At 43.9% G+C, this 21,584-nt stretch carries 23 protein-coding genes; 14 read left to right on the top strand and 9 right to left on the bottom strand.

Features of this window, described 5'->3' with window-relative positions:
* Positions 1 to 190 precede the first annotated feature (190 nt).
* On the bottom strand, positions 191 to 2,245 hold the full coding sequence (locus ACUXV2_RS04040; protein ID WP_446245786.1) for a catalase: 2,055 nt from the start codon (positions 2,243 to 2,245) through the stop codon (positions 191 to 193).
* Positions 2,246 to 2,606: 361 nt separating this feature from the next.
* On the opposite strand from ACUXV2_RS04040, the gene ACUXV2_RS04035 reads away from it, so the two are divergent.
* From ACUXV2_RS04035 to ACUXV2_RS04025, 3 genes are all read left to right on the top strand, one after another.
* Positions 2,607 to 3,011, top strand: coding sequence for an HIT family protein (locus tag ACUXV2_RS04035; RefSeq protein ID WP_446245785.1), 405 nt, complete (start codon positions 2,607 to 2,609; stop codon positions 3,009 to 3,011).
* 170 nt (positions 3,012 to 3,181) lie between these two features.
* Positions 3,182 to 3,814, top strand: a complete 633-nt coding sequence (locus ACUXV2_RS04030) for a DUF4004 family protein (protein ID WP_446245784.1) — start codon at positions 3,182 to 3,184, stop codon at positions 3,812 to 3,814.
* Between the two features lie 19 nt (positions 3,815 to 3,833).
* A complete protein-coding gene (locus ACUXV2_RS04025; RefSeq protein ID WP_446245783.1) occupies positions 3,834 to 4,625 on the top strand; it encodes a polymer-forming cytoskeletal protein in 792 nt (263 codons plus the stop codon).
* A gap of 101 nt (positions 4,626 to 4,726) precedes the next feature.
* On the opposite strand, the gene ACUXV2_RS04020 is transcribed toward ACUXV2_RS04025, so the two are convergent.
* The 3 genes from ACUXV2_RS04020 to ACUXV2_RS04010 are packed head-to-tail and all read right to left on the bottom strand — an operon-like array spanning position 4,727 to position 7,202.
* Positions 4,727 to 5,896, bottom strand: coding sequence for an MGDG synthase family glycosyltransferase (locus ACUXV2_RS04020; protein ID WP_446245782.1), 1,170 nt, complete (start codon positions 5,894 to 5,896; stop codon positions 4,727 to 4,729).
* Entirely contained in the window at positions 5,893 to 6,495 is a 603-nt protein-coding gene (locus ACUXV2_RS04015) for a DedA family protein (RefSeq protein ID WP_446245781.1), read from the bottom strand. Before ACUXV2_RS04015 ends, ACUXV2_RS04020 begins: the two co-directional genes overlap by 4 nt.
* A 14-nt stretch (positions 6,496 to 6,509) precedes the next feature.
* A complete protein-coding gene (locus ACUXV2_RS04010; RefSeq protein WP_446245780.1) occupies positions 6,510 to 7,202 on the bottom strand; it encodes a polysaccharide deacetylase family protein in 693 nt (230 codons plus the stop codon).
* Between the two features lie 329 nt (positions 7,203 to 7,531).
* Between ACUXV2_RS04010 and ACUXV2_RS04005 the strand changes: the two genes are divergently transcribed.
* Both ACUXV2_RS04005 and ACUXV2_RS04000 read left to right on the top strand, forming a co-directional pair.
* Positions 7,532 to 8,830: an alkaline phosphatase family protein gene (locus ACUXV2_RS04005; protein ID WP_446245779.1), complete on the top strand. Its 1,299-nt coding sequence runs from the start codon at positions 7,532 to 7,534 to the stop codon at positions 8,828 to 8,830.
* 38 nt (positions 8,831 to 8,868) lie between these two features.
* A complete protein-coding gene (locus tag ACUXV2_RS04000; protein ID WP_446245778.1) occupies positions 8,869 to 10,146 on the top strand; it encodes an MFS transporter in 1,278 nt (425 codons plus the stop codon).
* A 42-nt stretch (positions 10,147 to 10,188) separates the two neighbouring features.
* Here ACUXV2_RS04000 and ACUXV2_RS03995 read toward each other — a convergent pair whose 3' ends face one another.
* The 3 genes from ACUXV2_RS03995 to ACUXV2_RS03985 form a co-directional block, all read right to left on the bottom strand.
* Positions 10,189 to 10,824, bottom strand: coding sequence for an FMN-dependent NADH-azoreductase (locus ACUXV2_RS03995; protein WP_446245777.1), 636 nt, complete (start codon positions 10,822 to 10,824; stop codon positions 10,189 to 10,191).
* Between the two features lie 161 nt (positions 10,825 to 10,985).
* Positions 10,986 to 11,129: a hypothetical protein gene (locus ACUXV2_RS03990; protein WP_446245776.1), complete on the bottom strand. Its 144-nt coding sequence runs from the start codon at positions 11,127 to 11,129 to the stop codon at positions 10,986 to 10,988.
* Positions 11,130 to 11,348: 219 nt separating this feature from the next.
* On the bottom strand, positions 11,349 to 12,335 hold the full coding sequence (locus tag ACUXV2_RS03985; protein WP_446245775.1) for a DMT family transporter: 987 nt from the start codon (positions 12,333 to 12,335) through the stop codon (positions 11,349 to 11,351).
* A 159-nt stretch (positions 12,336 to 12,494) separates the two neighbouring features.
* On the opposite strand from ACUXV2_RS03985, the gene ACUXV2_RS03980 reads away from it, so the two are divergent.
* From ACUXV2_RS03980 to ACUXV2_RS03970, 3 genes are all read left to right on the top strand, one after another.
* Complete coding sequence (locus tag ACUXV2_RS03980; protein WP_446245774.1) at positions 12,495 to 12,836, top strand: ASCH domain-containing protein; 342 nt, start codon at positions 12,495 to 12,497, stop codon at positions 12,834 to 12,836.
* 9 nt (positions 12,837 to 12,845) lie between these two features.
* Complete coding sequence (locus ACUXV2_RS03975; RefSeq protein WP_446245773.1) at positions 12,846 to 13,286, top strand: hypothetical protein; 441 nt, start codon at positions 12,846 to 12,848, stop codon at positions 13,284 to 13,286.
* A gap of 231 nt (positions 13,287 to 13,517) precedes the next feature.
* Positions 13,518 to 13,775, top strand: a complete 258-nt coding sequence (locus ACUXV2_RS03970) for a F0F1 ATP synthase subunit C (RefSeq protein WP_446245772.1) — start codon at positions 13,518 to 13,520, stop codon at positions 13,773 to 13,775.
* A 95-nt stretch (positions 13,776 to 13,870) separates the two neighbouring features.
* Here the strand turns inward: ACUXV2_RS03970 and ACUXV2_RS03965 are convergent, their stop codons facing one another.
* Entirely contained in the window at positions 13,871 to 14,329 is a 459-nt protein-coding gene (locus ACUXV2_RS03965; RefSeq protein WP_446245771.1) for an ion channel, read from the bottom strand.
* 139 nt (positions 14,330 to 14,468) lie between these two features.
* On the opposite strand from ACUXV2_RS03965, the gene ACUXV2_RS03960 reads away from it, so the two are divergent.
* The gene (locus tag ACUXV2_RS03960; RefSeq protein ID WP_446245770.1) at positions 14,469 to 15,197 is read left to right on the top strand and encodes a TerC family protein; all 729 of its coding nucleotides are present in this window, start codon (positions 14,469 to 14,471) and stop codon (positions 15,195 to 15,197) included.
* Positions 15,198 to 15,323: 126 nt separating this feature from the next.
* Positions 15,324 to 16,028, top strand: a complete 705-nt coding sequence (locus ACUXV2_RS03955; RefSeq protein ID WP_446245769.1) for a DUF421 domain-containing protein — start codon at positions 15,324 to 15,326, stop codon at positions 16,026 to 16,028.
* A gap of 31 nt (positions 16,029 to 16,059) precedes the next feature.
* On the opposite strand, the gene ACUXV2_RS03950 is transcribed toward ACUXV2_RS03955, so the two are convergent.
* Positions 16,060 to 17,109: an NAD(P)/FAD-dependent oxidoreductase gene (locus ACUXV2_RS03950; RefSeq protein WP_446245768.1), complete on the bottom strand. Its 1,050-nt coding sequence runs from the start codon at positions 17,107 to 17,109 to the stop codon at positions 16,060 to 16,062.
* A 180-nt stretch (positions 17,110 to 17,289) separates the two neighbouring features.
* Here ACUXV2_RS03950 and ACUXV2_RS03945 point away from each other — a divergent pair, with 180 nt between their 5' ends.
* The 4 genes from ACUXV2_RS03945 (at position 17,290) to ACUXV2_RS03930 (ending at position 21,369) form a co-directional block, all read left to right on the top strand.
* Positions 17,290 to 18,135 (top strand): ABC transporter ATP-binding protein, encoded by an 846-nt coding sequence (locus ACUXV2_RS03945; protein ID WP_446245767.1) that lies wholly within the window; start codon positions 17,290 to 17,292, stop codon positions 18,133 to 18,135.
* Positions 18,086 to 19,006, top strand: coding sequence for an iron-hydroxamate ABC transporter substrate-binding protein (locus ACUXV2_RS03940; protein WP_446245766.1), 921 nt, complete (start codon positions 18,086 to 18,088; stop codon positions 19,004 to 19,006). The genes ACUXV2_RS03945 and ACUXV2_RS03940 overlap by 50 nt, the downstream gene beginning before the upstream one ends.
* Before the next feature lie 348 nt (positions 19,007 to 19,354).
* Positions 19,355 to 20,362, top strand: a complete 1,008-nt coding sequence (locus ACUXV2_RS03935) for a FecCD family ABC transporter permease (RefSeq protein WP_446246997.1) — start codon at positions 19,355 to 19,357, stop codon at positions 20,360 to 20,362.
* On the top strand, positions 20,362 to 21,369 hold the full coding sequence (locus ACUXV2_RS03930; protein WP_446245765.1) for a FecCD family ABC transporter permease: 1,008 nt from the start codon (positions 20,362 to 20,364) through the stop codon (positions 21,367 to 21,369). Before ACUXV2_RS03935 ends, ACUXV2_RS03930 begins: the two co-directional genes overlap by 1 nt.
* Positions 21,370 to 21,584 lie beyond the last annotated feature (215 nt).

Genomic DNA, 21,584 nt, shown 5'->3' with positions numbered 1-21,584 from the left:
TTTTTTGACTTTCAAGCTTTTCGCTTGTGGAATTTTATGTAAAGACGCTCACGAAGGTAGAGGTCCTGCTCAACACACCCTTTGATTTCCTCCCGGCTGCTCGAACTGATTTTAAGAATCAATTAGCTTTAACAGTCTATAATGAAAAAGGAAACTGCCTCAATCGACAGTTTCCTTTTTCTACTTTTTCCTATACCAGTTTGCGATCCCAGTGGCGGTGTGCGGTAACAGCATTGATGAATTCAGAGCTGAATGTTTTCATATCTTCGCCTGTCACAACTCCTGAAGCGTTATTGACTCCGATTTCTTCCAGCAGATGAGCTCCTTCATGAGTAGCTCCGATCGGCTTAAAGTGGGCAAAGGCTTCTTTTACAAAATAGGAAGTATCCTCTTTGAATTTCTTATCAATATCCTTGCCGCCTGCCACGTATAAACTGTCAAACAGGACTGAATCACACGTCAAGAAGGTATGGTCGACTTCAAGTTCCTCTCCCCCTGCACCTTTTAACACGCCAAGCTTATTGCTTATGATTTCCGGCTTCAGGCCATCTTCCTTTAATAGGTCGATGACTTTCATCACTTCGGCACCGTCAAACTGGCTGCTTACAATCACCCCTACTTTACGCGTATGGGGCTGTTTGATTGTATTTTCCTGACTCAGGGCAGGAGAGGATTTGGTTACACCAGAACCCGGTCCTTCTGGTACCTTGGCACCGATTGCTTCTGCAAATCCTTTGGCCAGATCCAGACTGACATGCGCGAACATATCAACAACCTGCTGGCGAACGGATTTGTTCATTACTTTTCCAAGTTCAAAGCTGAAAGCATTGATGATGTGTTCCTTTTCTGGTTCACTCATACTGTTCCAGAAAAGGGTGGCTTGAGAGAAGTGATCTTTGAAGCTTTCACTTCTGGCACGGACTTTGCGCCCTTCCATTTTCTCCTGGTAATGGGTGTACCCGCCTTCCTCCTCACTTGCAGGGGCAGGGGTGTTATTGGCTAGTGAATTTTTATGGTAGCTCACCTGACCCTTATTGATTGTATGGCGGCCGTATCCGTCACGCTGGTTGTTATGGAATGGACAGACAGGACGGTTGACCGGCAGCTCATGGAAGTTCGGTCCGCCAAGACGGATTAGCTGTGTATCCGTATAAGAGAATAACCGTCCCTGTAACAACGGATCATTTGAAAAGTCGATGCCCGGAACGACAGAACCAGGATGGAAAGCCGCCTGTTCGGTTTCTGCGAATACATTGTCCACATTTCGATTCAGTGTCATTTTCCCGATGATCTTCACAGGGACTTCTTCTTCAGGCCAAAGCTTTGTTGGATCAAGCACATCAAAGTCGAAATTGAATTCGTCTTCTTCTTTGATAAGCTGGACTCCCAGTTCAAATTCAGGATAATCCCCGTTTTCGATTGACTCATATAAATCACGGCGGTGGAAATCAGGGTCCTTCCCGTTTATTTTCTGTGCTTCATCCCAGACGAGGGAATGCGTCCCGAGAACCGGCTTCCAGTGGAACTTTACGAAATGTGCTTGTCCTTCCTCATTTACGAATCGGAATGTGTGTACCCCGAACCCTTCCATCATGCGCAAGCTGCGTGGTATTGCGCGATCTGACATGGCCCACATGACCATATGGGCGGACTCCTGGTTATTGGCGACAAAATCCCAGAACGTATCATGGGCGGAGGCAGCCTGCGGCATCTCATTATGAGGCTCCGGTTTCACGGCATGGATGAGGTCCGGGAACTTGATGGCATCCTGAATGAAGAAAACAGGGATATTATTCCCTACCAAATCATAGTTGCCTTCTTCTGTGTAGAATTTTGTTGCAAAACCACGGGCGTCACGGACTGTCTCGGCAGACCCCCTGCTCCCTGCTACCGTTGAAAAGCGGACGAAGACGGGTGTTTTCTTAGAAGGATCCTGTAAAAATCCAGCTTTCGTATATTCTTTCATCGACTCATAAACTTCGAACTCACCGTGGGCAGCAAATCCCCTGGCATGGACAATCCGCTCCGGAATGCGCTCATGGTCGAAATGAGTCATCTTTTCACGGAAGTGGAAATCTTCCATCAAAGTCGGACCGCGTTCACCTGCTTTTAAAGAAAATTCATCTTCTGAAACCTTCAATCCCTGATTGGTCGTCAGATGCTTTCCGCTGTCATCCACACGATACTCTTCAAGCTGTTCATTTTTACTGTTACCGTTCACGCTGCTCTTCTTCTCATTCCTCATTCTCTCATCCCTTTCATTTGCTATGTAATTTCTCTGTTGGTTTTCTACCCTTATCCTTTGGATGTAAACATAATTTGGATGCTCAATGGGCTGAAATCTTATGTTTAGGATCCCTTCCGAAAGTGTCGTATTTTGTAGAATTGTCGGTAATTCAAGAATTTTTGTCCGTAAATCCAAATATCTGTCCGTAAATTGAATGTTTCTTCCGTATTTCTTTGTCCGCAAATCATATTTTTCGTCCGCAACCCGATTTTCCTAGCACAATCACTTTCAAAACAATGCCGAAAAATCAGTTCTCCACACGACAAATCCATGCTATACTCTAAAAAGCAAAAAATTCCAACAATTAGGAGTGTCATGCATGAACTACGAAGAAACATGCCCCTTCTGCCATCCGCATGAAGATCCCGAACAAAACATCATTTTCGAAAATGATACATGTTATTTCCTTCAGCACAATCTTCAGCAGGACGTGCTGGAAGGATGCGGTGTCATCGTCCCCAAGAAACATCAACGGGATGCTTTCGCACTGACTAAAGAAGAATGGAACGATACATATGAACTGCTGCAAAAAGCAAAAACCTACCTTGATGAAACATTCGGGGCAGACGGTTATACGCTCGGCTGGAATGCAGGAAAAGTATCCAATCAATTCATCTTCCACAGCCACTTTCACATCATCCCGCGCTATAACGATGAACCCCTTGCCGGAAAAGGGCTCCGCTACTGGCTGAAGCAGCCTGAAAACAAACGACCGAATAAATAATTCAGGGCCTGTCCAGCATTGCATTAAATCAGTGCGGGACGGGCCTTCTCGTTCTGTCTGTCTGAAAAAAATTGGAAATGATCATTTACAAACGTAACATTGTTCTGCTATAGTACATATAAAGTAACGTAACAATGTTTTGTTACAAAGATAACCGAGGTGATGATCACTTGGATGGCGATCTTATATCTAAAAAAGAAGTTCTGGAATTGACAGGCATTTCTTACGGGCAGCTCTATCGCTGGAAGCGCAAGAATATCATTCCTGAAGATTGGTTTATTAAGAAGTCCAGTTTTACCGGCCAGGAAACCTTCTTTCCGAGAAAAAAGATGCTGGCAAGGATTGCAAAAGTGAAAGAATTGAAGGATACCCACTCCCTGGATGAATTATCCGATTTCTTTTCACCTAATCCATCGAAAATAGAAGTCACATTAGATTCATTACGGCTGCAGAAGATTCTGCAATCTGACATCATTTCGTTCTGCACCCCCCTTCTAAAAGATGTGACTGCAATTGAGTTTCCAGACATCCTGAATATGTTCATTATTGAAAACGTACGGTCACGTTGGAGTCAAGAAGAGGATTTAAAGACATTGTTTCTTTTTTTACAAGAAAACTTTGAGGCATTTAACAGTCCCTCATTCGAACTGAGAGGGCTGCGGAAACAAGATACTGTCATTTGGATGTTGATCCCGCTTCAGTCCACCACCTATATTGATCAGACAGCCGAGACGATTGCAAAGCTTGATTTACTCCAGATAGTTGAAGAAGTAAAAATCAATTTAACAAGTGAAATCAATTGATAAATGGGAGGAATACAGGATGAGTACAGTTGAGAAGAAGAAATTACATGACTTAAAAATCAGCGGGTCCGGTACGTCTGGAGGCGGTCAATTCAATAGTGTAAAAATAAGCGGCAGCGGAACGATACAAGGCGATATAGAATGTATGGACCTTAAAATCTCAGGTTCAGGAAAAATAAATGGGGATATTACGTCCGAAGAGTTTAAATGCAGCGGTTCTTCAAAAATCTCAGGTAACATCAGCGCCAAAGAGATCAGCATCAGTGGAAGCACAAAAATTGAAGGTTCTGTCACGGCTTCTGAAATGTCTGTGAGCGGATCAAGCAGAATCAGTGAGAACCTTACATGCAAGGACTTCAGTTCGAGCGGAGCAACAAAGATTGAAGGAAAGCTGCACGGTGGAAAGATTAAATCACACGGATCACTCAAAGTGGAGAAGGATTGTGAAGTGGAGACTTTTACTTCAAGGGGATCGGTGACAATCGACGGCCTCCTCAGTGCCGATAAAGTCGACATAAGAATAAGCCATGAATCTTCCATCAAGGAAATTGGCGGAGAAATCATTGAAGTGAAAAACGAGCATTCTGCTAAATTATTCAAGCAGGTCGTGAACTTCTTCATGCAGCGCGATGACCACCTTCGCTCCGATTTAATCGAAGGTGACGAAATCTATCTTGAGAACACGAAGGCAAAACTGGTAAGAGGAAAGAATGTAACGATCGGGGAAAATTGTGAAATCGAAACGGTTGAGTACTCCGGTTCCTTTGATGTTAAGGATGGCAGTAAAGTAGGTAAGACTGTGAAAAGTTAATTCACACCATTGAACCAAGCCGGGAGATCCTGTCCCGGCTTTCATCATGAGAACAGGCCCGTCCATCGCTGCTTAAAAGCAGCAATGGACGGGCCATATACTTAATTCAGTATTGTTTTTGAAACGTTTGCTTGTTTCATAGATGTATGGATCAACAGGTCTTCCCGATTTTTTTTCATCAGTGTGTACAAGCTTTCATCGACACTGGTTGAGATGGTAGAAAGATAGTGGTGCAGTCTTACAAGATGATCATTCATTTCCCGTTTATCATTAAGAATACTAGAGATGATTTCAAGTGGATGATCATTATTTAATAAATAGACCAATTTTTTTTCTTTCAGGAATTCCAGATTGACTTCTTCCTGACCCGGTAAATAATCATGGATGAAGATCGGTATCCGTTTATTTAATACTTCCGTTATCGTGACACCACCGGGTTTTGTAATGATTGCATCCACTGAATCGTAAATCGCATTCAGTTCTTCACGGTCATCAATATACATTAATGGCTTTATGTTCGGTTTACCCTCAAGCATTTCGAACAATTTCTTATTGTGTCCGCAAAGCACAGTGTACGTAAACTGTTGAGCCGGGGAAGGATTCATCATGAATTCCTGTAGCACGCATAATCCATTATTCCCTCCGGCAACCAGAAGATGTTTATGATCCGACTTTACTTTTGGACCCCTTGTCTTTCCATCTTTGAAGATATCTGAAACAGGCACCCCTGTGGAAAAGATTCGATCTGATGGAACGGCGTGTTCTTCGATTAATTCCTGTCTCGTTTCACCGCTCGGTACCATATGGAAATCGATATTCTCTTTATCCCATACGCCATTAATAAAGAAATCGGTATATACATTCACCGTTTTTGGAATGAAAGAGGGAGATTTTTTCTTCAGCTTCCCCAGGATCCTTGACGGAAATGAATGGGTACAAATGATATGGGATGGATTTTCTTCTTCCACTAAACGTTTCAGCTTCATTTCAAAATAGATGGAGAACATGGAAAGACTCTTCAACATTCCCGTATAGTCATCGCTCATCATCAACTGCGCATAAAACCGTTTATAACTTTCCGGAAATGCCTTGATCCACTTCAAGTAAAACTGAGACACCGCATTTTCCAGCAGCTGATTCGAGAAAGATAGGAAATCAACAATCTTTACTTCTGCATCCGGATGGTTGTCTTTGATCTTCTGCTGAATTACTTCTGCTACTTTGACATGTCCAGTCGGTACACTGAACATCGACAAAAGGATGATTTTCAAATCTTTCCCCTCGCTTTCCTCTTCTTCCTTACATAGCGTGCCAATGAAGTCACTACGAAAATGACCAAAAGCCCGATTCCTAAATAAGGAACATAATTCGGATTAATCGGAAACGAGCTTCCCAATCCCCATCCCAACACAATGTAAGAGATGGTCCAAAGAAGTGAGCCCGCACCTGAAATAACCAGATATCTTACTATATTAATTGAAAATATTCCAGAGAGATAAGGAGCGACCTGACGCAATCCAGGCATAAAAAACCCGATGATCAGCATTTTCGATGAGTTTTTTGTGAACTGTGCCTCAAATGTCTCTGCCTTTTCTTCCGAGATTCCAATCCATTTTCCATATTTATGAATGATAGGATACCCCACAAACTTTCCGGCGTAGTATCCGCTGACCATCCCCGCAAAAGTTCCAAGGAATGAAAACAGGATGGCCCATGACATGGATAATTGTCCATGTGCTGCTAAAACTCCGATCAAGAACAGCAGTGATTCTTCAGGAGATGGAATCCCCACAATCCCAAAGAATAAGAAAAGAAAAATAATAAAATAGCTGTACTCCTGTATATAATGAATGATTTGTTCGCTGCCCATGCCAAGACTCCTTACTAAGATGCATCATCCAAGGTAATAAACCGGATATTTCTGTTAAGTGCATCTTCAATGAATGTCTCTAGACTTTCTAACATATACCTTGGGGCTTCCTCATCTGCACCAAGCATTGCCCCGTTGTCATGAAGAACGAACACAGCCCCTTCAGAGTCTGCATGTTTCAAGCGGTGAAGCAAGTGTTCCTTGCACTCCTTCACTTTCCAATCCTTAAATATATGAGACCATATGACAATGCGGTAACGCTTGGTGAACCATAATGAAAACAGGTTCAGATGTCCCCAGGGAGGACGGTATAAATATGTCTCATCGCCGGTTATCCGTTTCAATACTGCATTCGTCCTCTCAAGCTGATTCTTTAATCCAATTGGACTTAAGAACCAGCTTGATACATGCCGATAATGGTGAAGACCCAATGCATGACCCTCAGCCTGCATCCTTTTGATCAATTCCGGGTTCCGCTCTGCATTCTCACCTACAACAAAGAAGGTTGCCTTGACACCGTGTTTTTTCAGTAAATCCAATAGAGCACGGGTATAGAAGGGATGAGGGCCGTCGTCGAACGTTAATGCGATGGTATGTTCATGAGGGACCCTTCTTGAGATCTTCACATTCAGCCATCGAATGATGACTGTACTTAAGATGGAATATATAAAAAAAACGACCATGATTAAAATCAATAAACCGACCAATGTACAGCTACACTCCCAGGGATAAAAATTGCCAGTCAATTCGATTGCACAGGGCTTGGCTAAATGAAAAATAATAACCTGATTTAATTGCCCTATGCCATCTTATAATGCTTTATTGATTTTATCAATGTTCATTACCCTTTTTCCCGGGACGATAACCCCAGATGCAATACGAAGGTTTCCCGTCCTTCCGCATTTTTTTCCACTTTTTCGTTGGCTTGTCCGGCAATCTCTTTCCCGCTCTGCAAAGAAAGCATATTTTTATTCTGAATGTTCTGCTATATTAATAGGTATATAGTACAAACTTATCAATCGTGATGGAGGACTTTATGACTCGTCTTACTGAGCACCTGATCGTCATTTCATTTGACTGTTTATCATCACAGGATCATTCCATACTGAAGGATCTCCCCCACTTCAACGAACTGCTGTCAAAAGGATCTCTCTGCAAAAACGTCGAAACGATTTATCCATCTGTCACCTATCCATGTCATGCCACAATCGTGACCGGAAATTTCCCAAACCGGCACGGCATCATAAATAATACATTCATCCAGCCTGGCAGGGTGTCACCCGACTGGTACTGGCATCGGCGCCATGTAAAGGGGACCACCCTATATGACGAAGCCAAGAAGGCCGGGTTGACGACTGCAGCACTGTTGTGGCCCGTTACTGCAAAAGCGGATATCGATTACAACATGCCTGAGATCTTTGCCAACCGCTCCTGGCATAACCAAATCGTTGTTTCCCTCTTTAACGGAACACCTCTTTACCAATTAAACATGAACCGCCGCTTCGGGCATATCAGAAAGGGGCTCAACCAGCCTGAGCTTGATGATTTCGTCTTGGAATCGACGGTTGCAACGATTAAAGAGAAAAAGCCGCATCTACTGCTTGTTCACTTTACCGACCTTGATACCCAAAGACATTATCATGGTTTTTCGTCAGAGGAAGCCCATGCCGCCATCCGCCGTCACGACAAACGGCTCGGTAAAATCATCGGGGCCCTGAAGGAAGCAGGCATATACGAAAACTCTGCTGTCGTCGCACTCGGAGATCATAGTGCACTCGATGAAACAAAGGCCGTCCAATTAAATACAGTATTCAAGGAAAAAGGCTTCATATCCCTTGATCATCGGGGCCGGGTAAAAAATTGGCGGGCTTACTGTAAAGGCTGTGACGGTTCTGCGTACGTGTATGTAAAAGATTCCTCTGTCATGAAAGAGGTTGAGAACCTTCTTTATGAACTGTCTGAAACTCCTTCGAACGGGATTCAACAGATCTACACCGGTGAAGAAGCTGGAAAAATGGGAGCCGACGACTCATGTGCCTTTATGCTGGAAGCGGAACTTGGTTATTACTTCAAAGATAAGCTTGACGGTGATTTTATCCACACCATCACCCCGGAAGACGTGAGGGAAAAACGCTACACTTGGGGCTCGCACGGTTACTCTCCAAAAAAAGACACATATACGACGATCTTCATGGCCGCAGGTAAAGGCATCGCCCCTCATAAAGAGCTTCATGGAATGCACCTTGTCGACGAAGGCACTACATTCGCGAGACTGCTCGGTCTCAACTTAGGAAACACAGACGGGAAAGTACTTCAAGAGCTCATAGATGAATAGATTTTTAAAAAGTGATTATGTTCCTGGGGAGGAATAGAATGATGAAGCGATTTTCCAAGGAAGAAAGCAGCTGGATCTTTTATGACTGGGCCAATTCAGCCTATTCGATCATTATTTCAACAGCAGTTTTTCCATTATTTTATAAAGCAGCAGCCACGAATGCCGGTGTCAGTGCAGCCGATTCCACTGCCTATTTAGGATATACCGTTGCAATCGCTACGTTCATCCTGGCGATGCTGAGTCCAATCTTAGGCACGATTGCCGATTATCAGGGCTATAAGAAGAAATTCTTTACCTTTTTCTTTGCGCTGGGGGTCATCTTTACTGCGATTCTCGCTTTTGTTCCAAGTGATCAATGGCTCCTGCTTCTTATCTTCTATACCGTTGCCGCCATTGGTTCGGCAGGCTCCAACGTTTTCTACGATGCTTTCCTGACAGATGTGACAACAGAGGAACGAATGAACAAAGTGTCTTCAAGAGGATTCGGTTTCGGTTATATCGGGAGTACCATCCCTTTCATCATCAGTATTGCAATCATTGTACTTTCTCAAAATAACGTCCTGCCGCTTTCAACCACTGTAGCCAGTAAAATCGCCTTTATCATCACTGCCATCTGGTGGGGAGTGTTCTCAATTCCCCTTATCAAAAATGTTCACCAGCGCTACTTTATTGAAAGGGAACAGAAGCTGGTGGTGAACAGTTTCAAGCGATTAGGCAAAACGCTTAAAGAAATCAGGCAGTATCGTGCCCTCTTCTTATTTCTTCTTGCCTACTTCTTCTATATTGATGGAGTCGGAACGATTATCACGATGTCTACAGCATATGGGACGGACCTCGGCATCACGGCAACCAACCTCTTGATCATCCTGTTCGTCACCCAGGTGGTTGCAGGCCCATTCGCGATTCTTTACGGCCGCCTTGCAGAACGATTCACGGGGAAAAAGATGCTTTATGTAGGAATCTGCATTTATATCATCGTTTGTATTTATGCCTATTTCCTTGAAACGACTTTGGATTTCTGGATCCTCGCGATGCTCGTCGCTTCTTCACAGGGTGGTATTCAGGCACTCAGCCGGGCTTACTTTGCGAAACTGATCCCTAAGAAAAACTCCAATGAGTTCTTCGGATTCTATAATATTTTCGGTAAATTTGCCTCCATCCTGGGTCCTCTCCTTGTCGGTGTGACCGCGCAGGTTACTGGGGATTCAAGCAGCGGGGTGTTCAGTTTGGTCATCCTCTTCATCGTCGGTCTGATCATTCTTGCATTTGTACCTGAACCAAAGGCAGGCGAAATGAATAAGCCTACCATCGTATAATCAAAGCGCCAGGCCCTTTACAAAAAGGGCCTGGCGCTTCACTTAGAAAGTATGTGCTAAATCCTTTGCCCGTGCAATAGCATCGGCTTTGATTTCATCCGCTTTGTCGGGCATGGCTGCATGCCCTTCCACAAATAATCCCTGAAACGACGGCACACCGAAAAACTGCATGATGATTTCCAGATAACGGTGACCCATTTCCATCGAAGCAGCAGGTCCTTCGGAATAAATTCCCCCACGAGCCTGGATATGAAGAGCCTTTTTATCAGTTAAGAGCCCTACAGGACCCTCGACCGTGTACTTGAAGCTTTTCCCGGCAACCGCCACAGAATCAATGTATGCCTTCATGAGCGGAGGGAAAGAAAAATTCCACATAGGGGTGACGAATACATATTTGTCCCCTGTCGTGAACTGATCGGAAAGCTCGTTCAAACGCTGTACTTTCTGTTTTTCATCCTGGGTCAATTCTTCAAATCCTTTACCCGACTGAAGTTTTCCCCAGCCGCTGAACACATCGGCATCAATATGGGGGATATGTTCCTTATATAAGTCGATATTTATGACCTCATGATCCGGATTAGCTCCTTTATATGTGTCGATGAAAGCTTTTGCCGCCGCCATACTAAAGGACATGGTGTCATCATGTGGATGAGCGGTGATGTATAATACTTTTGTCATATTTGATCCTTCCTCATCATTCAATTTGTTTTCTTATTCATTTTGTGAAGAAATCAAAATTCTATTCGCAGAATGGAGAATGGCGGCGTTAAACATCATTTGTGCTCAATCCTTTCATTCCATAAAAAAAGATGCTGCCATTTCTGACAACACCCTTCTTTCTACTCATCCTCTGCAACCGCTCCAAATGGGTTGGCCGCAATATTTTTTCTCATTTCTTCAGTCAATTCGAATGGCTCATTTTCAGTTGGTGCCCCGCTCGCCACGTGGTTGCTTCCATCGTAGTGAAATGGTTTATTATCCATCACTCAACACCTCCGTAATCGTATGTATAATGTGTCCTTCGTCCTTGGATTTTATTCTCGCGTGACATTAGTGCCTTACCACAGAATCCATTAGGCTAAAAGGCAGATGACTTTATCACTATACTATAAATGATTATATAATTCTTTACTCCTAAGGAAAAATCCTCTATTTTTTCAACAAATAAAAAGCCCACCCACTGCTTCGTGGATGGACATTCATTACATATGGTGCTTCTGTTGTTTTGCATAAAATCTTTGTCTTTTTCGCTTGATGATGAGTTCTTCCAGGGTACCTGCACCGCACACGACTCCGAGAATGATGAATAGGAGACCCAATAGATGCTGTGATGTGATGGTTTCACCCAAGAATATTGCTGCCCCTACCAACGAGAAGAACGTATTGAGGTTGAGGAAGATAGAGGTTTCCGCTGCCCCGAGCCGGCCGATCGACTGATTATACAGCATATGTCCGACCGCAGTCGCGAGCATGGCTGAAGCCAAAAACAACACCCAGATCCCCATTGAAGCATGATCAAGCTGTGTCAGTCCCTCAGGCTCGGTTATCAACCCGATGAAGAATAATATAATTGAGCCGAACACAAGCATATACCCTGTCAGTAATCGAGGGTCGAGAGTCTTAGCTGCCCGGCTGATGATGATGAAACTGAGTGCCTGTGAAAAGATCGAAATGAATACCATCGCGTCTCCGCTGTTCAGACTTCCGATGCCTTTCCCTCCTGATAACACAATAATCGATACTCCCATTCCGCCAAGTATAAATCCGATCAGCTTAATGACAGTTGGCCGATTCCTAAGAAGAATGGAAGCAAGCAGTGCCGTCAGCAATGGACCGGTGCCCAAAATGAGCCCCCCATTGGTGGAAGTGGTCTGTGTCAGACCCACAGAGAGAAAATAATGATGGCTCACTACATTCAGCAGCCCGCCGCCAATGATGAAGACGCTCTCCCGCCTGGTTGGTTTTCGTACTTGTTTCATGATTCCCAAGATGATAAATACCGTGAGACCGGCGGTAAAGATCCGTAGTGACGTGATCGTTACAGGGGTGAATTCTGTCACCAGCGTTTTCAAAGCCGGTACATTGAATCCCCAAATCATCATGATGAACACCAATACTAAGTATGTCTGCCACTTTTTCAATGCACTCAAGACCTTTTCTTTGGATTTTAATTCCTGCATTTGTTTCATTTCATCATATCACCCCTTTTACTTCTTTACTACGGTGAACCACCAAATTTTTGTAAAGAATGAGAAGATGAGTCCTTTTGACCTGAGATATTTTTTCTGTCATGCGAGACTTCTATCCCTCTGTATATGTGCTATAGTAAAGAGCGAAAGGAGCGGTTGATGATGAATAAACAAGAATTACCGCCTAAAACATGCAGCATCGAGCGCCTCGTAACGAAGGAAAGCGATGTGGAATTGGTACTTCAAGGTAAGAAGACGGCAACACGGCGCAACGGCCGATATGCCGATGTGGGGGAAATCATGGAACTTAAAGGCAAAAAATACATAGTGGATCATGTATATTCCCAATCCCTCGGGGAATTGACAGACGATCATGCCCGCCAGGAAGGCTTCCAAACTGTTGAAGAATATAAAGAAACTATTCTCTCTTATCATCCAGGAATGCCATGGCATCCAAACATGCGGGTATGGGTGCATGAATTCAGTGTCGTAAACGAATAGGACATGGAAATGGATTTATTTTATCGGTTCATTATTTATTTGCACGTACTGAGTGTAGTGGCTTCGATTGGTCCGTTTTTTATTTTGCTTCCGTTGATTAAGAAGCTCCGGTTAGCTTCAGGAGAAGAATTGACTCCTTATTTGGATACATTCCGTTTTACTGTGCGATTATCCAAACATGCAGGACATGTGCTGGTGGGTTCAGGCGTTCTTTTGGTTTTAATGGGACCTTGGACGTGGGGTACCCCGTGGATCCTCATGACCCTTTTTATCATGTTTTGTTCACTATTCTTCCTGGCACGTGCTTTTTCACCGACGCTCAGAAAGTTTGAGGACAATCAAGTAGAACACGGGCCATTGATAGATAAGCTGAAAAGAACCATTCTGACATACCTTACCCTTTTGCTTGCCATGCTTTGGTTTATGGTCGTTAAGCCTAATTTGTGGTGAATTGCAGAATTCAGTCAGGTTTAGCAGTATTGAGATAGTAAAGAACATACCCATGGCCCTTTGTGCCATGGGTATGTTTTTTTATATTCACCAGGGGCATTCTTTTCTAGTAAAATCCCCTTTATAAACAACTTGGGTTTAAGCAAAAAGACCGAATAATAGATTCATTCACCTATACCATTTTCTTTGTACTGAATATAGTAATTCTATAGGTGCGAAGGAGGTGGAAATATGAATGACTTCTCTAAGTGGCTTTATTGTTGTATCGGTGCGGGTATCGCCCTGTTAGGTTTTGGGGGTATTGGCTATGGGATTGGACTAGCCGGTGGGTATGCAGTCGAAGGGATCGCAAGACAGCCTGAAGCTGCAGGTATCATCTCCGAATTTATGTTGTGGTACGTGCTAGTACCTGAATTGATTCTTGCTTCAATATTAGCATATATCTCGTTGAAGATTCTTTGTAATAAGAGGCATGATCATGATTGCTAGTTTTATGGAGCGGACAGGCCAAAGGGGACCTATCCGCAGCTGACGTATTTTAAGGCCCGTCCTTCATTGCTTTAATGCAGTGGACGGGCCTTCATTTATTTGTCGACTTTCGAATTCAGCATCCTCATAAAGTAGGCTGATGGGAGAAGCAGGCCTATGGCTGCTTCGATAAGTGCAAAGAAGCGAAGATGACCAACCGGGAGAAAGTCTCCATATCCGACTGATAGAATCGTTACCCCGCTGAAATATAGATAGTTCGAGAACCTGTGCGGGACGGGCTTCCCGTCAGGTACACTGTATCGCAACACAGTCTCGCTCATGCCGAGGCCATAATAAAGGACGGCAAATGAAAAACCCACGCCCATCAGCACAAAGAATAGTTTGTAAAACATTTTCGTACTGAAGTAACTGTATTTGAATTCTTTATTTTTAAAGAAATAGAGTAAGTTAACGAGAATAAATATTATGGCTCCAAATACTAATAGATTACCCAAAACTGAACGTTCCTCCTTGATCGATTCGTGTTTCTTTTCATTTAACCACTTCAGGGACATCTAAAACTCCTGATTTCAATATCCGGCTGACAGTAGACCCTTCCTTTCTCAAAAACTTCCTTCTTTCATTATTCTTTTATGTTAAACTGATTAAGTTGTGTTTTATTTAGCAGATTACAAGATACAAGGAGGAACCACGATGGATTTTCTATTTCCACTGGGACTGGCCATTTCTTCAGGAGCGATCATTGCTCTATTAAAAATAATTGCAATAGATATCATCCTTTCTGGTGATAATGCGATTGTCATCGCAATGGCGACAAGGGGGCTGCCGAAAGAGCTCCAAAACAAAGCCATCTTCTGGGGAACGGCGGGAGCAGTCATTTTACGTATTTTCTTTGCTGCGATCATCGTTTACTTATTAAAGATTCCTTATGTGCATTTAATCGGGGGCGTCCTGCTTTTATGGATTGCTTATAAGGTGCTTGTTGAGGAAGAAGGAGAAGCCAATATTAAGTCTCACACCGGCATGAAACAGGCGATTACGACCATCATCCTTGCCGATGCTGTCATGAGCCTTGATAATGTAGTAGCCGTAGCAGGTGCTGCTCATGGTCATATCGGGATGATTGCACTCGGTGTATTCATTTCCATCCCAATCATGATCTTCGGTTCAAAAGCGATTGTAAAAGTTCTTGAGAAGTACCGCTGGATTGCCTATTTAGGTGCAGGTATCCTGGCTTATACAGCTGGTGAAATGATTGTCAGGGATCATCAATTCCTCGAACTTCTTGATATTCATCATGGTCCGGTCACGTATGCCATTACGATTGGTCTGACTGCTGCCGTCTTATTGATCGGTTACCTTGTAAACCGTCGACAATCGGGAGTTCAAGAAGAAGAAGAAAGACTGCGCCAAGCAAATTAATGACTTGAAAAAGATGCCTTTAGGGCATCTTTTTTTATACGCCTTGATAGAACTTATGAAAATATTTACTTGTGGAAAGACTATATCGTAGTTTATCAGCAATGAATTGCTAAGGGTGGGTTTGCTATGGATTTTTTCGCTAGCCAGGAGTCATTAACAGCTGTCCAATGGATGTTGAGAGCTGTAGTAGGGTTTTTCTTTTTAGTGATCATCGCTAAATTGATGGGACAGCGGTCCATCTCTCAGTTACGATTCCTTGATTTTGTTATGGCATTGCTATTAGGGAATATCATGGCTCACCCATTGTCAGATGAAGGACTTGGATTAAAAGGGTCAATGATTACCATGGGTACATTAGTTTCGTTATATCTCATTGGCGTTTTTATCAGTTTGAAGTTTACGTTCATCAAAAAAATGCTTGATCCTTCTCCCCTCCCACTGATTGAAAACGGAACAATCAATTATCATAACCTGAAGAAGGCTAGAATTCCGCTCGACAGCCTCCTATCAGAATTAAGAAAACAGCAGACCGAAGAGGTACATAAAGTAGCCCTGGCTCTATGGGAACCTGGCGGAGAAATCTCCATTTTCCAAAAGAGTGAGCATCAGCCGGTCACACTCAAGGATTTCGCGCCATCTCATAAACCTTTTGATCTGCCTATTCCAATTATTGAAGAAGGAAAGATCAATTATGGCGAATTACAGCATTTAAATAAAGATGAATCCTGGCTGAATAATCAGCTGAGAATTTCCTATAATACTTCCGTTCATGACGTTTTGCTGGCTACCATAGATAAGCAGGATCAAATTAGGATTTATTTATACAAATAAAGCCCTCTTAACATAGGAGAGGGCTTTAAGTTTATTTCATCATCTGTTTGACCAGCTCTTTATTTCGTTTTTTGAATACCTCATTATGAGAAGAGACCATCGCGATTCGGTCCGCTTCAGGCTGGATGAATTTCTTGGCCTTGTTGACCGCATTTGCTGCATCCTGGAAAGCCCCCGCGATTAAATTGACTTTTCCTTCATGCATCAGGATATCTCCTGCAGCATAAAGACCATCTATCGAAGACTCGCTGACAGAGTTGCCTTCAATATAAAAGTCACTCACCATCTTGATGTCAAGGGTGCTGTTTTTCAACAGCGAACCATCAATTTCATATCCGTGATTGATGATCACTTCATCAATATCAAGGTAAGAAACATCACCGGTCTGGTGATTCGTCAGCTGAACCTTTTCAATGCTCTCGTGATCCTCCCCCGCCATCAGCTTAGTGATGGACGTATGGAATATACAGGTAGCAGAGCTATTCATCAACTGGGCACATTGTGCTTCATGACCGTTCAGTGCCTCCTTGCGATAGGTAACGTACACCTTTTTCGCAACCGGCTCCAATTCATTTGCCCAGTCGACAGCAGAATTCCCCCCGCCGGAAATGATGACAGTCTTGTCTTTGAAACTCCTCAATGATTTCACCGTATAATGGAGATTGGAAATTTCGAACCGCTCTGCCCCGTCGATATCGAGTTTCTGAGGGTTGATGATCCCGCTCCCCACTGCCACGATCACGGTTTTGGAGTAATGCTTTTGTCCCGAAGACCCTTCTAAAATGAATAAGCCTTCCTCATTACGCGTAATGCTCTCGACTTTCTCATTAAGGACTACCTTAGGATCAAAGGTCACCCCCTGCTGAACGAGCTGTTTGATCAGCTCAGCCCCCGGTGTAGGTGTGAGCCCCCCTACATCCCAAATCATTTTCTCAGGATATACATGTACTTTTCCGCCTAACATCGGCTGATACTCGATGATTTTTGTTTTCATTTCCCTCAGACCGCTGTAAAAAGCAGAGTATAGCCCTGCAGGACCTCCTCCGATGATGGTGACATCATATAAATCGTAGTCTTTCATACCCGTTCACTCCCTGAAATCAATCGTTATTGATTATCATTCTCAATTACATACTACCTCTTTTCATTGGAAGTGGCAATGAAAAATTGTATTGACATTAGTAAAAAAGCATTATAGTATGAATTTGTTCGAGAATGAGAATCGTTATCATTCAATCTCAATATAAACGGAGGGTTTAAAATGGTTCGCCTCTATACAGATGAATTAAACATTGGCTATGGTGACCACCTGATTGTGAAAGATCTCAGCGTCCAGATCCCTGATAAAAAAATCACCACGATCATCGGGTCGAATGGCTGCGGCAAATCGACTTTGCTGAAAGCGATTACCCGTATCATCTCCCATCAATCCGGGAGTGTGCTGCTCGATGGTGAAAATATATCCAAAGGGAATACGAAGGAATTAGCAAAGAAAATGGCGATCCTTCCCCAGACACCTGAAAGTGCCAGTGGATTGACAGTCGGAGAATTGGTTTCCTACGGACGCTTCCCCCATCAAAAAGGCATGGGCCGTCTGTCCAAGAAAGATTACGAAGTCATCAATTGGGCACTTGAAGTGACAGGTACTGCCGATTTTAAGTACCGTCAAGTAGATGCTTTATCCGGCGGGCAGAGACAGCGTGTGTGGATTGCCATGGCCCTTGCACAGGAAACAGATATCATCTTCCTTGATGAACCTACTACATATCTCGATATGGCTCACCAGCTCGAAGTACTCGAGCTCCTCCAAAAGCTGAATATCGAACAGGAACGCACGATCGTCATGGTGCTTCATGACCTGAATCAGGCTGCACGCTTCGCGGACTACATCGTCGCCCTGAAAGAAGGGGAAATCGTCAAGGCCGGTGATTGCGAAGAAGTCATCACACATGACGTCCTTAAGAAAGTATTCCAAATTGACGCTGCGATCGGTAGAGACCCTCGAACAAATAAGCCAATGTGTATCACATACAATTTACTCAAAGGAGAAGATCAATATGAAAAAATGGATGCTTCCATTCACACTGCTGTTGGTGCTATTGGTTAGTGCATGCGGCAACGGCTCTACGTCTGAGAAAGAAGAAGGAAAAGAGTCAAAAGATAAAGAAACCATCACATACGAATCAGAAAACGGACCTGTTGAAGTTCCTGCAGACCCGAAGCGTGTCGTCGTCCTTTCCTCTTTTGCAGGAAATGTTATGGCGCTTGATGTCAACCTCGTTGGGGTTGATTCATGGTCCAAGATGAACCCTCGCTGGGAAGATGATTTAAAAGACGCAGAAGAAGTAACGGATGAAAGTCTGGAGAAAATCATTGAGCTTGAACCCGACCTGATCATAGGCTTATCCAATATCAAAAACGTCGACAAACTAAAAGAAATCGCCCCTACTGTTACGTTTACATATGGAAAAGTAGACTATCTTACGCAGCACATCGAAATTGGTAAACTATTAAACAAAGAAAAAGAAGCACAAGCCTGGGTAGATGACTTCAAAAATCGTGCCCAAACGGCTGGCGATGACATCAAAGCGAAAATCGGTGAAGATAAGACCGTTTCAGTCATTGAAAGCTTCAACAAGCAGCTTTACGTTTACGGAAACAACTGGGGACGCGGCACAGAGATCCTTTATCAGGAAATGAACTTGAATATGCCTGATAAAGTGAAAGAGGAAGCGCTGGAACCTGGATACTTTGCCCTTTCAACAGAAGTCCTTCCTGAATTTGCAGGTGATTATGTCATTCTGAGCAAAGACCCGAAAGCGGATAATTCATTCATGGAAACGGAAACGTATAAAAACATCCCTGCCGTGAAGAACAACCAGGTATTCGAAGTAAATATGATGGAATTCTATTTCAACGATCCACTAACACTGGATTATCAGCTTGACTTCTTTAAAGAAAAATTCCTGGGCAATTAAGAAAAGCGGAAGGGCTTTGCTCAGAGGCGGGTGGCATAAGACGAATCGGACAGGAAGGCGTTCTTTGCCTTCTTGGTCGATTTGGCTTATGACATGTGCCTCTAAGCCCTGCAGCTGGACAATAGAAAAGCGGAGGCGGCTTGCTCAACCCCGACAAGCATAAGCTAAATGGGCCGGGAAGGCGTTCTTTTCCTTCATGGACCATTTAGCTTATGACCTCGAGGGGCTAGGCGCCGGAGCTGGACAATTCTCTGATTAAAATTTACATTCTTTAATTTTATAAAAGAGGAATTCTTAACATAAGAATTCCTCTTCCTTTATACTCCAAAAAAGAGATGATGATTGAAAATGACCACTTCGAATCAACGATATATTCCATTTACAGCAAAACTAATAGCTTCAGTGGTGATCTTTGCTGCCTGCTTCCTCATTTCAATGGTTTTCGGGGCTGCGGATACCACTGTGAAAGACGTTTGGTTTGCTTTTTCTTCTTTTGATAAGAGTGAAAAAGCAACCATTCTTCAGGAAATCCGTTTTCCCCGTGCAGTCGCTGCCATCTTTGTAGGTGCAGCCTTATCTGTATCAGGGGCCATCATGCAGGGAATGACGAGGAATCCACTTGCAGACCCTGGACTCCTGGGGTTGACTGCCGGAGCAAACGCCGCACTTGCCATCACCCTTGCCTTCATCCCTTCTGTCACTTCCCTTGGGATCATGATTGCCTGTTTTATCGGGGCAGGTGCCGGAGCTCTTATGGTTTTCGGAATCAGCTCCTTGAAAAAAGGCGGTTTCTCCCCTCTTCGGATTGTATTGGCGGGTGCAGCCGTTTCTGCTTTTTTATTCGCAATAGCTGAAGGAACGGGCCTATTCTTTAAGATTTCAAAAGATGTATCCATGTGGACGGCCGGAGGTTTGATCGGGACAACATGGGGGCAGCTGCAAGTGATCGTCCCGTTCATTGCGGCCGGAATCATCGTATCTCTATTCCTGTCGAGACAGTTGACCATCCTCAGCCTGAATGAAGAAGTTGCCGTGGGGTTGGGTCAGCGAACGGCCTTCGTCAAAACGATTCTGTTCGTCGTCATTATTTTATTGGCAGGTGCCGCCGTTGCACTGGTTGGGAATATGGTCTTCATCGGTCTGATGATCCCTCATATCGTCCGTGTGATCACGGGGACTGACTACCGTTTCATCATACCTGTGTCCACCCTTCTGGGAGCATCATTCCTGCTCCTTGCAGATACTTTGGGGCGGACTATACACGCACCTTACGAAACTCCTGTAGCAGCTATCGTAGCAATGATGGGATTGCCTTTCTTCCTGTTCATCGTTCATAAAGGAGGGAAAGGGTTCTGATGATACATCCAGATTTAGTAAAAAAACAGAGATTGCTTATTATGGTACTGTCGATATTAATTCTTGTAACTGCTTTTATAAGTATTGGATTGGGGTATTCTTCGGTTTCTTATGATCGATTGATTCCCACACTTCTCGGGAATGGAAGCTTCAAAGAAGAATTCATCCTGTTTTCTATCAGACTCCCGCGGATCATCATTACCGTTCTTGCGGGTATGGCCCTTGCCCTGTCCGGTTCGATCCTTCAGGGAATCACCCGTAACGATTTAGCGGATCCGGGTATCATCGGCATCAATTCAGGAGCCGGGGTTTCGATTGCGATTTTCTTTTTATTTTTTCCAATCGATGCGGCTTCCTTTGCCTACCTGCTTCCGATCGTTGCATTCATTGGGGCTTTGATCACAGCCTGCTTCATCTATTTGTTCTCATATAGCAAAAGAAACGGCATACAGCCTGTGCGTCTTGTGCTGGTCGGAGTCGGTTTCTCGATGGCTTTCTCAGGGCTCATGATCATCCTGATCTCCGCTGCAGAGCGGCAAAAAGTCGATTTCATTGCTAAATGGCTGGCAGGAAGCATCTGGGGAACCGACTGGCCGTTCATTTGGGCGATTATCCCTTGGCTCGCAGTCCTTATTCCGCTCACACTCTATAAGTCTCAAATGTTGAATCTGCTGGGTTTGAGTGAACCTGTCTCCATCGGAGTGGGGATTTCGATCAACCGTGAACGTTTTCTCATGCTCATCGTTGCTGTGGCTTTGGCCGCTTCCGCTGTTTCTGTCACAGGCGGTATTGCCTTCATCGGGTTAATGGCCCCTCATATGGCAAAAGCTTTAGTCGGACCCCGCAATCAGATGTTCATACCGGTTGCCATTTTACTTGGCGGCTGGCTCTTGATGCTTGCCGACACAATCGGCAGAAATATATTGGAACCGGACGGGGTACCTGCCGGGATCATGATAGCATTGATAGGGGCGCCTTACTTTATGTATTTGTTGTTGAAGAAATGATAGGTGATTCGATTCCATATGAGACATATTATTGGTAGTAGCAGAATGCAAGAAGGTGGTACCTGGTTCAGGTACCACCTTCATTCAATATATGGCCCCAACCCTCTTGGTCAGTTCTCCCCTGATCTATTAAATAGAAATAGATACGGTATCCAATCGCTATTAGATAAAGATGTTTTGGCAGTGTTCTTCCAAAATTCCGCTGGAAAATGGGC

It is taken from the genome of Rossellomorea sp. NS-SX7, from assembly GCF_052828565.1.
Note: the sequence above shows the minus strand (reverse complement) of the source record. Positions and strands in the feature narration are given on the sequence as shown.